General features: G+C 73.5%; 9 protein-coding genes. 8 read left to right on the top strand and 1 reads right to left on the bottom strand.

Going from position 1 to position 15,223, the window contains the following annotated elements; genetic code table 11:
• The first annotated feature begins 7 nt into the window (after positions 1–7).
• The 6 genes from ABZ924_RS02800 to ABZ924_RS02825 are packed head-to-tail and all read left to right on the top strand — an operon-like array spanning position 8 to position 12,863.
• Positions 8–1,501 carry a lyase family protein gene (locus tag ABZ924_RS02800; protein ID WP_361903018.1) on the top strand — a complete coding sequence of 498 codons (1,494 nt, stop codon included), beginning with the start codon at positions 8–10 and terminating at the stop codon, positions 1,499–1,501.
• Complete coding sequence (locus ABZ924_RS02805; protein WP_361903021.1) at positions 1,491–2,462, top strand: kinase; 972 nt, start codon at positions 1,491–1,493, stop codon at positions 2,460–2,462. The genes ABZ924_RS02800 and ABZ924_RS02805 overlap by 11 nt, the downstream gene beginning before the upstream one ends.
• Complete coding sequence (locus ABZ924_RS02810) at positions 2,459–4,735, top strand: pyridoxal-phosphate dependent enzyme (RefSeq protein WP_361903024.1); 2,277 nt, start codon at positions 2,459–2,461, stop codon at positions 4,733–4,735. The genes ABZ924_RS02805 and ABZ924_RS02810 overlap by 4 nt, the downstream gene beginning before the upstream one ends.
• A gap of 19 nt (positions 4,736–4,754) precedes the next feature.
• Entirely contained in the window at positions 4,755–5,801 is a 1,047-nt protein-coding gene (locus ABZ924_RS02815) for a GntG family PLP-dependent aldolase (RefSeq protein ID WP_361903516.1), read from the top strand.
• 1 nt (position 5,802) lies between these two features.
• On the top strand, positions 5,803–12,378 hold the full coding sequence (locus tag ABZ924_RS02820) for an amino acid adenylation domain-containing protein (protein ID WP_361903027.1): 6,576 nt from the start codon (positions 5,803–5,805) through the stop codon (positions 12,376–12,378).
• Positions 12,375–12,863: an FBP domain-containing protein gene (locus tag ABZ924_RS02825; RefSeq protein WP_361903030.1), complete on the top strand. Its 489-nt coding sequence runs from the start codon at positions 12,375–12,377 to the stop codon at positions 12,861–12,863. The genes ABZ924_RS02820 and ABZ924_RS02825 overlap by 4 nt, the downstream gene beginning before the upstream one ends.
• Positions 12,864–12,963: 100 nt before the next feature.
• Here ABZ924_RS02825 and ABZ924_RS02830 read toward each other — a convergent pair whose 3' ends face one another.
• Positions 12,964–13,230, bottom strand: a complete 267-nt coding sequence (locus ABZ924_RS02830) for a hypothetical protein (protein WP_361903032.1) — start codon at positions 13,228–13,230, stop codon at positions 12,964–12,966.
• Between the two features lie 311 nt (positions 13,231–13,541).
• Between ABZ924_RS02830 and ABZ924_RS02835 the strand changes: the two genes are divergently transcribed.
• The gene (locus ABZ924_RS02835; RefSeq protein WP_361903035.1) at positions 13,542–13,688 is read left to right on the top strand and encodes a DnaB-like helicase N-terminal domain-containing protein; all 147 of its coding nucleotides are present in this window, start codon (positions 13,542–13,544) and stop codon (positions 13,686–13,688) included.
• A gap of 173 nt (positions 13,689–13,861) precedes the next feature.
• Positions 13,862–15,133 carry a hypothetical protein gene (locus ABZ924_RS02840; protein WP_361903037.1) on the top strand — a complete coding sequence of 424 codons (1,272 nt, stop codon included), beginning with the start codon at positions 13,862–13,864 and terminating at the stop codon, positions 15,131–15,133.
• The last annotated feature ends 90 nt before the right edge of the window (positions 15,134–15,223 follow it).

Genomic DNA, 15,223 nt, shown 5'->3' on the forward strand with positions numbered 1-15,223 from the left:
GTACAACATGAAGAACACGCTCACGGGCCGCATATCCAGCGGCCCCAGCGCCCTCCTCCGGGACGAGCTGCTCGACCCGCAGTTCGCCTACGAGGCCGAGCACCTGCTCCCGTACTACGTGCAGATCGAGCGGACGCTCGTCGCCGAGTACGCGCGGATGCGGCTGATCTCCCCCGAGCAGGCAGCGGAACTGGACGGCCTGCTCTCCGGCGCCACCCGCGAGGTCATCACGGGGCAGCAGCAGGCCAACATGTCGGACATCGCCTTCGCGCTGGAACGCCACGTGGAGAGCGGCCTGTCCGCGCCGGTGCCCGCATGGCACCTGGACCGCAGCCGCAACGACCTCCAGGCGTGCGCCCAGCTGATGTTCGCCCGCAACCGGCTGATCGGAGCGGCGCGCTCCCTGCTGGACTTCCAGGCCGCCGCGCGGGAGCTGGCCGCGGCCACGGTGGACCTGCCGATGCCCGGCTACACCCACCACCAGGCCGCCCAGATCATCACGCCGGGCTTCTACCTGGCGGCGGTCTCCGAGCACGTGCAGCACACGCTGCGCCGCCTGCTGGCCACGTACGACGGCATCGACGCCTGCCCGCTGGGCGCGGGCGCCATGTCCGGCCAGGAACTCCCCTGGGACCGGGACCGGATGGCCGCGCTGCTCGGCTTCCGGCGGGCCCAGCCGAACGCGCTCATGTCGGTGGCCTCGCGCGGCTGGGCCCTGGAGATCACCGCCGAGTTCGGGGTCCTCGGCGTGGCGCTGAGCCGGTTCGCAACGGACCTGCTCGCCTGGGGCAGCAGCGAGTACGGGTTCATCGACCTGCCCGACGAGCTGTCCGGCATCTCCTCGGCGATGCCGCAGAAGAAGAACTTCCCGATCCTGGAGCGCATCCGGGGCCGCAGCTCGCACCTGTCGTCCTTCCACATCGACGTGACGCTGGGCCAGCGCAACACGCCGTACTCCAACACCGTGGAGGTTTCCAAGGAGGCGGGGGCGCACGTCTACCAGGCGTTCGAGGCGCTGCGCAGCACCATGCGGCTGTTCACCGAGGTACTGCGGCACCTGTCCTTCCGGACCGACCGGATGGCCGAGGTGTGCGAGCGGGAGTTCCTGGGCGGCTTCGCCCTCGCCAACTCGCTGACGCTGCGCGAGGAGGTTCCGTGGCGGCGGGCGCAGGTGATCGCCGGCCGGTACATCGTGGCGGCGGTCGCCGCGGGCCGGAAGCCCGCCGAGGGCGACCCGGAGCTGCTGCGCCGGGCCGCGCTGGAGGAGGGCCACGAACTGGCCGACCCTGCGGCCACGCTGGGCGACGCCTTCGACGTCGGCCAGGCGCTGCGCCGGATGCGGTCCAGCGGGTCGGCGCACCCGGACGCGGTGCGGACGGCGCTCGGGGCGCAGCAGGAGGAGCACGAGCGGCTCGTACAGGAGTGGGCCAAGCGGGCGGCGACCGCCCGCACGACGGGGGAGGACGGGGATGGAAGCGCACGCGAGCCCCATGGCGGCTGAGATCGACATCTGCGGCACCGGTACGGCGTTCGGCACGTTCGGCGAGCTGCTCCAGGGTGTCCTGCCGGAGGGAGACCGGCACTTCATGGTGACGTTCCCGGTCGCGGGGTGGAGCCGGGCGGTCTTCCGCCACTCCCCCGGCCGGGAGGGCTTCACCGTCTGGCCGCCGCACAAGCGCAAGGCGGTGCGGATCGCCGGGCTGGCGCTGGCCGCGGCCGGGCGGACCGGGGGCGGCTCGCTGGAGCTGAGCAGCGAACTGCCCGAGGGCAAGGGCATGGCGAGCTCGTCGGCGGACCTGGTGGCCACGGTGCGCGCGGTGGGCGCGGCGGTGGGCACGACCTTCGGGGCGGCGGAGATCGAGTCCTTCATGCGGAAGATCGAGCCGACGGACGGGGTGATGTACGACCAGATCGTCGCCTACCACCACCGTGAGGCCGAACTCCGCGAGGAGCTGGGCATGCTGCCGCCGCTGGTGATCGTCGGGTACGACGAGGGCGGCCAGGTCGACACCATCGCGCACAACCGGCAGTCCCGCCGGGTCGGCGAGGCGGAGAAGACGGAGTACGCCGTCCTGCTGGACGAGCTGTGCGCGGCCGTCCGGGCCGGCGACCTGACGGCGGTGGGCCGGGTCGCGACCCGCAGCGCGGAGCTGAACGCGGCCGCCCGGTCGCGCCGGAGCCTGCCCGAACTCCAGCGGATCTGCGCGGAGACCGGCGGGCTGGGGGTGGCCTGTGCCCACAGCGGCACGGTGCTCGGCATCCTCTACGCCGCCGACGACCCGGAGCTGGCCGTCAAGGTCGGGTCGGCACTGGCGGCGTGCGCCGCGCTGCCGGGGACGACGACGGTGCACCGGTCGCTGGGCCGCGGAGACGTCTGGAGCGCCAGCTCCATGGAAGTGACGGTACGGGACACCACCGCGCCGGCTCGCGAGGCGAGCACCGAATCTGCCTGGGGGGCATGAACATGATCTTCGAATCGATGAACGACGCGGTCGGCAACACACCGCTGGTCCGGCTGGACGTGCCCGCCTCGGAGGGCACCCGGGTGTACGCGAAGCTCGAACTCGCCAACGCCTTCGGCATGAAGGACCGGGTGGCCCGGAACATCGTCTCCGAGGCCCGCCGGCTGGGCGTGCTGCGGCCCGGCGCGCCGATCGTGGAGAGCTCCTCGGGCACGATGGCGCTCGGCGTCGCCCTGGTCGGGCGCTCGCTCGGGCACCCGGTGCACATCGTCACCGACCCGCGGACGGATCCGACCACGCTGGCGAAGCTGCGCGCCCTGGGCTGCGAGGTCCACGTGGTCGCCGCGATGACGGACGGCGGCTGGCAGGGGGCGCGGCTCGACCGGCTGGCCGAGCTGATGCGCGAGCTGCCGGGCGCCTTCTGGCCGCAGCAGTACAGCAACCCCGACAACCCCGGCGCCTACCGGGTGCTCGCCGCGGAGCTGCTGCACGACCTCGGCCCGCTCGACGTCCTGGTCGGCGCGGTCGGCAGCGGCGGCTCGCTGTGCGGCACCGGCCGCGCCCTGCGGCGAAGCCTGCCCGGGCTGCGGGTCGTCGGAGTGGACTCGGTGGGCAGCACGCTGTTCGACCAGCCGGACGTGCCCGGCCGGCTGCAGAGCGGCCTCGGCAACAGCCTCCACCCGAACAACCTGGACCGCACCGCGATCGACGAGATCCACTGGCTGAACGACCGCGAGGCGTTCGCCGCCACCCGCGAACTGGCCCGGGAGCAGCAGATCTTCGCCGGGAACACCTCCGGCTCCGTCTACCGGGTGCTGCGCCACCTGGCTCGCACGGCCGAGCCGGGCAGCCGGATCGTCGGCATCTTCCCCGACCGCGGCGACCGCTACACCGAGACCGTCTACAGCGACGGGCACTGGGCGGCGCACCGGCTGGAGGAGCTCGCCTGCTCCGACGCCCCGGTCCGGGTGGACTACGGCACCCCCGTCCGCTCCTGGTCCTCCGCCGACCTCGGCGGCCGGCCTGCCAACCCCCGCCACCTGCTGTTCGTCGAGGCGAACACCAGTGGCACCGGCGTCCAGGCGCTGCGCACCGCGGGGGCGCTCGGCCTGACCGCGGTCCTGCTGACGAGCAACCCGGACCGGTACGCCGGCGCCGCGGAGACCGGCTGCCGGATCGTGGTGTGCGACACCAACGACGTCCCCTCCCTGCGCCGCACCATCCAGGAGCGGTTCCGGCGGGAGGAGATCGCCGGCATCACCACCACCAGCGACTTCTACGTGCCCGCGGTGGCCGGGCTGGCCGACTGGCTGGGCCTGCCGGGCAACGACGAGGCTGCGGCGAACCGCTGCCGCAACAAGGCCGAGCTGCGGCGGACGCTGGAGGCGGCGGGGGTCGCCCAGCCCCGCTTCGCGGTGGTGACGGACGCCGCCCGCACCGAGGAGGCCGTCGCCTCGGTGGGCCTGCCCTGTGTCGTCAAGCCCGCCGACGACTCGGGCTCCAACGACGTGCTGCTGTGCTCCACGGCTGCCGAGGCCGCCGTGCACGCCGCCCGCATCCTGGCCGTCGAGACCAATGTCCGCGGGCTGCCCACGGCCCGCACCGTGCTCGTCGAGGAGTACCTCGACGCGCCCGAGTACAGCGTCGAGATGTTCAGCGACGGCGACGAGGCCACGTGCGTCGGCGTCACCGCCAAGCACCTCACCGGGATCCCGTACTTCGTGGAGTCGGGGCACGACTTCCCGGCGCCGCTCCCGGAGGCGGAGCGGGCCGCGCTGGAGGACGCGGTCACCCGGGCGCTGAAGGCGACCGGCATGCGCTTCGGGCCGACGCACACCGAGGTCAAGCTCACCGCGCGGGGCCCGGCCGTCATCGAGATCAACCCGCGGCTGGCCGGCGGCATGATCCCCGAACTGATCAGGCTCGCCACCGGATCGGACCTGCTGGAGCAGCAGGTCCGGGCCGCCGCGGGACTCCCGGTGGACCTCGCCGCCCGCCGGTCCGGCCACGCCGGGATCCGGTTCCTGCTCGCCGACCGGCCCGGCACGCTCGTGTCCGTCGACGGCACCGACGAGGCGCTGGCGGCCGAGGGGGTCGAGCGGGTGACCGTGACCGCGGCCGCCGGCCGGCCCGTACGCCCGCCGCAGAACGCGTACGACCGGCTCGGCCACGTCATCGTCCGCGGCGACGACGCCGCGCAGGTCGCGGGCGCCCTCGATGCGGCCCGGCAGCACATCACCGTCCGACTGGACGCCGACGCGTCCGCGAAGTAGGGGAAGAACAACAGTGACCATGATCGAACTGCGCAGCGACACCTTCACCCTGCCCACTCCGGCGATGATGCGCGCGATGAACGACGCCCCACTGGGCGACGACGTCTACGGCGAGGACCCGACCGTCCGCCTGCTGGAGGAGCGCTCCGCCGACCTGCTGGGCAAGCAGGCCGCCTGTCTGATGCCGAGCGGCACCATGGCCAACCTGGCCTCCATCCTGGTGCACGCGCCCCGCGGCTCGAAGATGCTCGTCGGCGCCGAGAGCGACATCTACATCTACGAGGCCGCCGGCGCGACCGTCTGCGGGGGCGTGATGTACGAGCGCATCCCCAACCAGCCCGACGGCCGGCTCCTGCTGTCCGACCTGCGCGCCGGATTCCCCGACGACCCCGAGGACGAGCAGTTCGCCCTCCCCTCCCTGATCTGCCTGGAGAACACGCAGAACCGCTGCGGCGGCGTGGTGCTCCCGCAGAGCTACATGAAGGAGGTCTGGGAGTTCGCGCACGAGAACGACGTCGCCCTGCACCTGGACGGCGCCCGGCTGTTCAACGCGGCCGCCGCCCTCGGGATCCCGGCCGCGGAGATCGCCCAGTACGCCGACTCCGTGCAGTTCTGCCTCTCCAAGGGCCTCGGCGCACCCATCGGCTCGATGGTGGCCGGCAGCGAGGACTTCATCACCGAGGTCCGCCGCGCCCGCAAGATGCTCGGCGGCGGCATGCGGCAGGCCGGCATCATCGCGGCCGCCGGACTCGTCGCCCTGGACGGCCTGGACCGGCTGGAGGAGGACCACGCCCACGCCCGCCGGCTGGCCGAGGGCCTGGCCGGGATCGACGGGATCGAGACCGACCCCGCCGCCGTGCAGACCAACATCGTGATGTTCCGGGTCACCGACCCGCGCTTCACCTGGCAGACGTTCGTCGAGGCCGCGGGCTACCGCGGGCTCTCCCTGGCCGAGCTGGGGCACGGCAGGCTGCGGGCCGTGACGCACAACGGCGTGTCCGCGGCGGACATCGACAAGGCCGTCTCCATCGTCCGCGACGTACTCACCGAGGACCGGACCCGCTGACATGACTCCCCACGACCTCGTCCGGGACACCACGGACACCCCCACGGCCACCCCCGCGGACGCCACCACCGCCACCACCGACACCACCGCCCGGGACCTGCAGGCCGAGCTGCTCGGCATGCTGCTGGACAACAAGAAGGAGCTGTTCGCCCCGGACGCCGTCCGCCCGGTCCCCCGCGACGGGCTGCTCCCGGCCTCCAGCGCCCAGCAGCGGCTGTGGTTCCTCGACCGGCTGCACGGCAGCAGCGCCGCGTACAGCGTCCCGTTCGCCGTCCGCATCGACGGCGACCTCCGGGTCCCCGCGCTGCGCGCCGCGCTCCAGGACCTCGTCGACCGGCACGAGGTGCTGCGCTCCTCCTTCGCCGAAGAGGACGGCGAGCTGGTCCTGCGCATCGCCGACCGGCTCCCGCTCGACGTCCCGTGCACCGAGGTGAGCGCCCCGACGGAACAGGCGGCGGAGGACGAGGTCCTGCGCGAGATCGGCGCGGCGGCCCGGATTCCGTTCTCTCTCACGCAGGGCCCGCTGGTCCGGGCCGCCGTCTACCGTACGGCCACCACCCGGCACTACCTCTTCATCAACTTCCACCACACGGTCACCGACGGCTGGTCCGAGGGCGTCTTCGCCCGCGAACTATGGCAGCTCTACGAGGGCCACGCCTGCGGCACCCCCGCCGCCCTGCCCGCCCTGCCGCTCCACTACGCCGACTACGCGGCCTGGGAGCGCGGCTCGCTGGCCGACGGCGACCTGCGCCGCCAGCTCGACCACTGGCTCGAACGGCTCGCGGGCGAACTGCCGACCCCCCGCCTGCCCGCCGACCGGCCTCGCCCGGCGCGGCCCACCTTCGCCGGCGGCACCGTCCTGGCCGCCCTGCCCGCGGACCTGGAGGAGCGTCTGCGGGACCTGTGCCGCCGCGACGGGCTGTCCCCGTTCGCCGTGCTCCTCACCGCGTTCAACGCACTGCTCCACCGCTACACGCGGGAGGAGGACGTCATCGTCGGCGCTCCGGTCGCCAACCGGACCCGCCCCGAGTTCGAGGGCGTCATGGGGTTCTTCGTGAACACCGTGGCCCTGCGCTGCCGGGTGTCCGGCGACGCGACCCTCGGCGACGTGCTGCGCGCCACCCAGGAGACGGTGCTCGCCGCGCACGCGAACCAGGAGGCGCCGTTCGCCCGCGTGGTGGAGGAGCTCGCCCCCGACCGGGACCTCGGGCTGAACCCGCTCTTCCAGGTGCTGTGCAACTACCTCGACCTGGCAGAGGAGCCCGCCGCCCCCGGTCTGGCCACCCGCGTCCTGGAGGTGGAGGAGGACGTCACCCGGTTCGACCTCGAAGTACACTTCGAGGCGAAGGCGGAGGGCACGGTCTGCCGTTTCGTCTACAGCAGGGACCTCTACGACGCGGACCGCATCGAGCGGATGACCGGCCACTACCTGGCCGTGCTGCGGGCCGTGCTGACCGAGCCGGACACCCGGGTGGACGACGTCGACGTGCTCTCGCCGGCGGAACGCGAGCAGGAGCTGGCCGGCTGGAACGCCACCGGGGCGCCTGTCTCCCCGTACACGCTCCCGGAGCTGGTCGAGGCGCAGGTCGGGCGGACGCCCGACGCCCCGGCCGTCCTCTTCGAGGACGAGACGCTGACGTACGCGGAGCTGAACGCCCGCGCCAACCGGCTGGCCCGCTCCCTGATCGCACGCGGCGCCGGACCGGAGCGCTCGGTCGCCCTGCTGGTCCCCCGGTCGCCGGACATGGTCGTCGGGCTGCTCGCGGTGTTCAAGAGCGGCGCCGCCTACGTCCCCGTCGACCCCGACTACCCGCGGGACCGCATCACCTACCTGCTGGAAGACGCCGCTCCCGCCCTGGTCCTGGCGCACTCGCGGACCGCGGAGCTGGTTCCGGACGGCCTCACCACCCTCCTGCTCGACGACGCCGCGACGGCCTCCGAGGTCGCGGCGCGGTCCGCGGAGAACCCCACCGACGCCGACCGCAGTGCTCCCCTGCACGACCTGCACACGGCGTACGTCATCTACACCTCGGGCTCGACCGGCCGCCCCAAGGGCGTGCTGATGCCCGCCGCGGGGCCGCGGAACCTGGTGCTGTGGCAGCGGGACACCATGCAGGGCATGAAGGGCACGCGGACGGCCCAGTTCACGTCGGTCGGCTTCGACGTGTCGGTGCAGGAGATCCTCGCCAGCCTCATCTCGGGCAAGACCCTGGTCGTGCCCACGGAGGACACCCGGCGCAGCGCCGAACAGCTCGCCAGCTGGCTCGACCGCCACCGGGTGAACGAGCTGTACGCGCCCGCGCCGGTCATCGACGCGGTGTACGAGGCGGCGGACGAGCTGGGCCTGGCCCTGCCCTGCCTGACCGACGTCCAGCAGGCCGGTGAGGCGCTCACCCTGACCGGCCGGACCCGGGCACGCCACGCGGACCCCGCGCACCGCCTGCACAACCTGTACGGCCCGGCCGAGGCCCACGGGGCGACCGTGCACTCGCTGACCGGCGACAGCGCCGGCTGGCCGGACGCCGCCCCCATCGGCGGCCCCATCGCCAACACCCGCGTCTACCTCCTGGACGAGCGGCTGCGCCCGGTGCCCGCAGGCGTCGCCGGCGAGATCTACATCGGCGGCGAGGGTGTCGCGCGCGGCTACGCCGACCGCCCCGGCCTCACCGCCGAGCGGTTCGTCGCCGACCCGTACGGCCCGCCCGGCACCCGTGTCTACCGCTCCGGCGACCTCGCCCGCCGACTGCCCGGCGGCGAGCTGGAGTTCCTGGGGCGCGCCGACCACCAGGTGAAGATCCGGGGCATCCGGATCGAGCCGGGCGAGATCGAGTCGGTGCTCTCCCGGCACCCCTCGGTCGCCCAGGTGGCGGTCGTGGCCCGGGACGACCGGCCCGGCGGGAAGTACCTGGTCGCCTACGCCGTGCCGGCCGCCGAGCACGGCTGGGACCCGGAGGAGCTGCGCCGGCACGCGGAGGAGTTCCTGCTCAAGGCCATGGTGCCGACGGCGTTCGTGGCCGTGGACGCCTTCCCGCTGTCCCCGAACGGCAAGCTGGACCGCAGGGCCCTGCCCGCTCCGGCGCTCGACGCCGAACTGACCGGCCGGGCCCCGCGCACCGCTCTGGAGCGCGCGCTGTGCGGGCTGTTCGGGGAGGTGCTGGACCGGCCCTGGGACAGCATCGACGACAACTTCTTCGCGTTCGGCGGCCACTCCCTGCTGGCCACCCGGCTGATCAGCCGGATCCGCTCCGAACTCGGCGCCGAACTTCCCATCCGCACCGTCTTCGAGACGCCGACCGTGGCGGCCGTCGCCGAGGCGCTGGCCGGCGCGGGCGGGGAGGCGGTGCGCAAGCCGCTGGTCCGGGCCGCGCGCCCCGAGGCCGTCCCGCTGTCCTCCGGGCAGCGCCGGCTGTGGTTCCTCAACCGGTTCGAGGGCCGGCGGGCCGCGTACAACATGCCCTCCGCGATACGCCTGTCCGGTGCCCTGGACGTCCCGGCGCTGGAGGCCGCCCTCGGCGACCTCACCGCCCGGCACGAGATCCTGCGCACGGTCTACCCGGACTCCCCGCAGGGACCGCGCCAGCGGGTGCTGGACGCGGCGGACGGCCGACCGGTCCTGCGCACGGAGGAGGTCGCCGAGGCGGACGTGGCCGCCGCCGTGGCCCGCGCGGCCGCCGAGGGTTTCGACGTCACCGCCGACCTGCCGGTCCGGGCCCACCTGTTCGCCACCGGCCGCGACGCGTACGTGTTCGTGCTGGTCGTCCACCACATCGCCGGCGACGGCTGGTCGATGGGGCCGCTGTGGCGGGACCTGTCGGCCGCGTACGCCGCCCGGCTGGGCGGCTCCGCGTACACCTGGCCGGAACTCCCGGTGCAGTACGCGGACTACGCGCTGTGGCACCGGGAGCTGCTCGGCGACGAGGACGACCCGGACAGCACCGTCTCCCGGCAGCTGGCCCACTGGCGACGGGTCCTGGACGGGGTGGCGGAGGAAACCGTGCTGCCGGTCGACCGGCCGCGCCCGCCCGTCTCCTCCCACCGGGGCGGGATGGCACCGTTCCGGGTGCCGGCGCCGCTGCACCGGCGGCTGCTGGAGGTCGCCGAGCAGACCGACTCCAGCCTGTTCATGGTCGTACAGGCCGCGCTGGCGGCGCTGCTCACCCGGCTGGGCGGCAGCACCGACATCGTGATCGGCACGCCGATCGCGGGCCGCACCGACCAGGCCCTGGACGAACTCGTCGGCTTCTTCGTCAACACGCTGGCGCTGCGCACGGACACCTCGGGCGATCCCACGGCGCGCGAGCTGCTGCACCGCGTCCGCACCGCCGACCTCGCGGCGTACGAGAACCAGGACGTGCCCTTCGAGCGGCTGGTGGAGGTGCTCAACCCTGCCCGCTCCATGGCCCGGCACCCGCTGTTCCAGGTGATGCTGGCCCTCCACAACACCACGGAGGACCTGCCGGACCTGCCGGGGGTGGCCGCCTCGGCGCTGCCGGTCGAGATCGACGCCGCCCAGTTCGACCTGCACTTCGACCTGACCGAGAGCCGTGCCGAGGACGGCGCGCCCGCCGGCATGGAGTGCTACGTCGAGTACAGCGAGGACCTCTTCGACCGGGAGACCGCGCAGTCCTTCGCGGCCCGGCTGGTGCGCATGCTGGACGCCTTCGGCGAGGACCTGGACCAGCGGACGGCCGCCGTCGGCCTGCTCGGGCCGCAGGAGCGGGAGCTCTTGCTCACCGGCTGGAACGGCGCCCGGCGCCCGGTGGAACCGGACACCGTGGTCCGGCGGTTCGAGGAGCGGGCGGCAGCCTCCCCGCAGGCCGTGGCGCTGCGTACCGGATCGCTGGTGCTGAGCTATGCGGAGCTGAACGCGCGGGCCAACCGGATCGCCCGGCGGCTGATCGCCCGGGGCGCCGGACCGGAGGACCTGGTGGCACTGGTGCTGCCGCGGTCGGCCGAGATGGTCGCGGCGATGCTCGGGGTGCTGAAGGCCGGCGCGGCCTATCTGCCGGTGGACCCCACGCACCCGCAGGCGCGGACCGCCGCCGTGCTGGAGGACGCCGCTCCGGCGGTCGTCCTCACCGCCGCGGACGTCGCCGCGATGCTGGACGGGGCGGAGCCGGCCGGTGACGCGGCAGGGTCCGCGAACCCGGTGGACGCGGACCGCGTGCGGCCGCTGACCCCCGGCCACCCGGCGTACGTCATCTACACCTCGGGTTCCACCGGACGCCCCAAGGGCGTGGTGGTGGAGCACCGTTCGGTGGTCAACTTCCTGCAGACCACCAACGAGTACTACGAGCTGACCGCCGCCGACACCGTCCTGCACTTCGGGACGCCCACCTTCGACGTCTCCGTACTGGAGATCTTCTGCACGCTGCTGGCCGGGGCCACCCTGGCGGTCGCCGACGCCGACCAGCGCCGGGACCCGGAGCTGCTGACGGACTTCATCCGGGAGGCCGGGGTCACGATCGCCGACCTGCCCCCCGCTCTGCTGCCGCTGCTGGACCCGGACCGGCTGTCCTGCCTGCGGATCATGTCGGTGGGCGGCGAGGCCTGCCCGGCCGGCCTGGTCGCCGCCTGGGCCACCGAGGACCGCCGGTTCATCAACAGCTACGGCCCGACCGAGAGCACCGTGGCCGTCACCGTCATGGACTGCACGGGCAGCTACGACCGGAATCCGCCGATCGGCCGCCCGATGGACAACATCCGCGCATACGTCCTGGACGGCGACCTGAACCCGGTCCCCGCGGGGGTCGCCGGCGAGCTCTACCTTGCGGGCGCCGGTCTGGCCCGCGGCTACCTGCGGCGCGCGGCGCTGACCGCGGAGCGCTTCGTGGCCTGCCCGTACGGGGAGCCGGGGGCGCGCATGTACCGCACCGGGGACCTGGTGCGGTGGCAGCGGGACGGCACGCTGGACTTCATCGGCCGCACCGACGACCAGGTGAAGATCCGCGGGTTCCGCATCGAGCTCGGCGAGATCGAGGCCGTGCTCTCGGCCCACCCGGCGGTCGAGCAGGTCCGCGTCCTGGCGGTCGACCTGCCGTCGGCGGGGCTCGCGCTGGTCGCGTACGCCGTCCCCGCGGCGGGTTCGCGGGCGGCCGGGGCGCATGAGCTGCTGCGCGGGCACGCGGCGGCCGTCCTGCCCGGGCACATGGTGCCCGCGGCGTTCTGCATGCTGGACGCGCTGCCGATGACGCCGAACGGCAAGCTGGACCGGAAGGCGCTGCCGAGCCCGGACATCCGGGCGGCGGAACGCCCCTGCACCGCTCCGGAGTCGGAGACGGAGCGGGCCGTGGCCGCGATATGGGAGGAGCTGCTCGGCGTCGGGCGGGTCGGCCGGGACGAGAGCTTCTTCGCCCTGGGCGGCCACTCGCTGCTGGTGGTCCGGGCCGTGAACGCGATCCGTTCGCGGTTCGGGGTGGCCCTGCCGATCCAGCAGTTCTTCCGGGAGCCGACCGTCGCGGCGCTGGCGCGCGCGGTCGAAGCGGGCGCCGCCGCCCCGGTGGCGGACTCCGCCGCCGACGGTCCCCGGATCGTCCGCCGCGCCCGCACGGCCCGTACGGCTGGGGGGAACCGGTGAAGCCCGTCACGCAGAACGAGATACGCCGGGCGTTCGTGAACATGTCGAAGAGCCGGTCGCGGGCCCTGGCCGTCCCGGTCCTCGACGAAGTGGACTGGGAGGACCGCGACTTCTACGCGTGGACGGACGGCCGCGACCTCAGCCGCGCCTACCTCGTGGCGCAGCGGCCGGACGGGCCGGTCGGCGTGGAGCTGCGGGCCACCCGCCGGACCGCGGACTTCCGCCGGAAGTCCATCTGCGGGCTGTGCTTCACCTCGCACCCTGTCGGCGGGACGGCCCTCTTCTCCGCCCTCAAGGGTGGCAAGGAGGGCCGGCTGGGGAACTCGGTGGGGCTGTACGCCTGCCGGAACCTGGCCTGTTCCGCCTACGCCCGCAAGAAGATCGCGGCCCCGATGGGCCAGATGGACGAGACGCTCGACCCGGACGAGCGGATCGCCCGGCTCGTCCAGGGGCTGGAGGGGTTCCTGACACGGATCCTGCACTGACGGCGGTACCCGCCGGGCGCCGCGCCGGGCGCCCGGCGGGTACCGGGGGGGCCGGGCCCGCGTGCCGCCACCCGGCAGGTGTCCGACGGTTCGCCGGACCTCAGGCGTCCCCGCGCAGGCGGCGCGCGATGGCGATGTCGTCCTGGAGGGCGCTCAAGCGGGGGAACGGTTCCCGCGTGGCGTCCAGCACGCACACGTGCAGTCGGTCGCCGACCCGGGGCGGGGCGACGCCGGCGTCCCACCACGAGGGGTGCTTCACCTGGTCGATGAAGCCGAAGAGGCCCTCGGCCCCGTCGACCTCGACCTTGGCGCCCACCGGGGCCACCGCGACGACGGTCACGTCGAGTTCCTGATGGTTACGGAGCATCAGCTCGGCCCTCCGAAGATCTCCACCCAGCTGCGCCTCTGCGTCAGCTCGTTGAGCCGGTCCATTTTCTCCACGGGGATCTCGAACTCAATGCGCCGCCGGGCGGTCGCCGCGCGCCGCCATATCCCCGGCGCCCTCTGCTCGTCCCGAGCGAGCCGGACCGCCGACGCCTCGCGCACCGGGCTCTCCGCCACCGACCGGTCCGCCACTGCGACCGCGGGGTCGACCGCCTGACACCCCGTGCCGGCCCGGCCGCGCTGGCTAACCTGGCCCGGGGCGCCTGACAGAGGCGGAGCACACAGGGGGAGTACATGGCCGAGGACGACATCGAGCAGGAGCAGCCCCACGACCTCCAGGCCGAGAAGGCCGTCCTGCGCGCGATGATGTTCTCCACCGATGCGATCGCGGACGTCGTGGAGATCCTCCACGGTCCACCTGACAGAGGTGGTGTGTGGTGAGCCGTGCCAGGCGAACGCCCCGGCGTCGGGTCAGAACGGCGCTTCGCAACCGGATGCTGCTGTTTTTTTCGATCTTCCAGGGCAACCGGTCGGGGTCGGGGTTGGTCGTACTGGGGTCGGGTGTGTTCGAGCGCCTGACCCGTATGACATGAGGGGGACCCATCTTGATGAGGTTGAACCGAACGTGCGGCACGGCGGCGCAGCGGATCGGGGCGGCGCTGGCCGCGAGCGGGCTGGTGTTGGGCGCTGCGGCTGTTGCGCAGGCAGCGCCGTCGCCGACACCGGCGATCCCGGACAGTGCGGCCGCGAAGCAGAGCCAGAGCGGGCCGAATGGCTCGCCGGACGCGTACGAGGGGCTCGTCACCTCCGAGGAGCTTCTCGACACCACGGTCGGGAACGGCCAGAAGCAGAGCCTCCGCCTCGGTTTCAAGGTCGTCGGCGACAAGCCTGTCGAAGGGGCGGAGTTGGGCGTCGCCCTGCCGCCGGGCCTGGAGCTGAATCCTCAGGAGCGGCCGTCGAACTGCGAGCACTTCAAACTCGACCCGGTGCGGGATTACCGTGACGAAAGGCTGTTCTGCAGCTTCACGGGCACCTTCGAGCCGGGCAAGTACTACCGGATCGACACGGGGCTGAACGTCACCGCGACCCCGGAGCTGTGGCGGGACCTGTTCTACGTCTCCTGGACCCCGGGCGGCAGGCCGATCTACAAGCCGGAACAGGGCGGGGTCAAGGGGACCGCTGCCGCCATCAAGGTCGTGCCGTCCGAGCCGTTCAAGGAGTGGCGTGGCTGGGGCCACGAGGTGGCGGTCGAAAACCCTGCCAACCAGCCCGACTTCACCGTGCACGGGGCCGCCGGCAGCGGCCCGGCCGGCGGCCAGGTGCTGCTCAACCCGGGCTGGGAGATCAAGGGCACCGGTTCGGTCGCTGCCACGGCCCTCGACGCCAAGGTGGCGGAGACCGAGTTCGTGCTGCCGCCGGGCATCAGCTTCGTCGGCGGCCGGCTGGGCCCGGAGGGGCGCCGGGTGTTCGGCGGGACCGGCGGCTCGGTGAAGGGAATCTTCAAGATCGAGCCGTGGGTCAAGCCGGGCACGTACCTGGGCGAGTACCGGTACAAGACGGAGCGCGGTCCCGGCGAGCTCAAGATCGCCGATATCGACCGTGACCTCGGCAACAACGCGGCCAAGCTCACCATCACCGTGACGCCGGCCGAAAGTCCGCAGCCCAGCCCGTCGGCGTCCGCCTCCGCCTCGGCCACGCCGTCGCCTTCGGCCTCCGCGGGCACCACGTCGGGCGCCGGCAACACCCCGGCCCCGAACGGCGGTACGGGCGGCAGCCTGGCGAGCACCGGATCCACCGCACTGACCGTGGGCGGGCTCGCCGTCGCGGCCGTGACGGTCGGCGGGGCGCTGTACGCAGTCGGCCGACGCCGTCGTCGTTCCGCCTGACGCCCGCGACGCTGCCCTGATCAACGTCGGCGTGCAACAGCCGTCAGCGGGTCCCGTGCGGGGCGCTTCGACGCCCCGCACGGGACACCG

It is taken from the genome of Streptomyces sp. NPDC046876 (assembly GCF_040645035.1).
GTDB lineage: Bacteria > Actinomycetota > Actinomycetes > Streptomycetales > Streptomycetaceae > Streptomyces.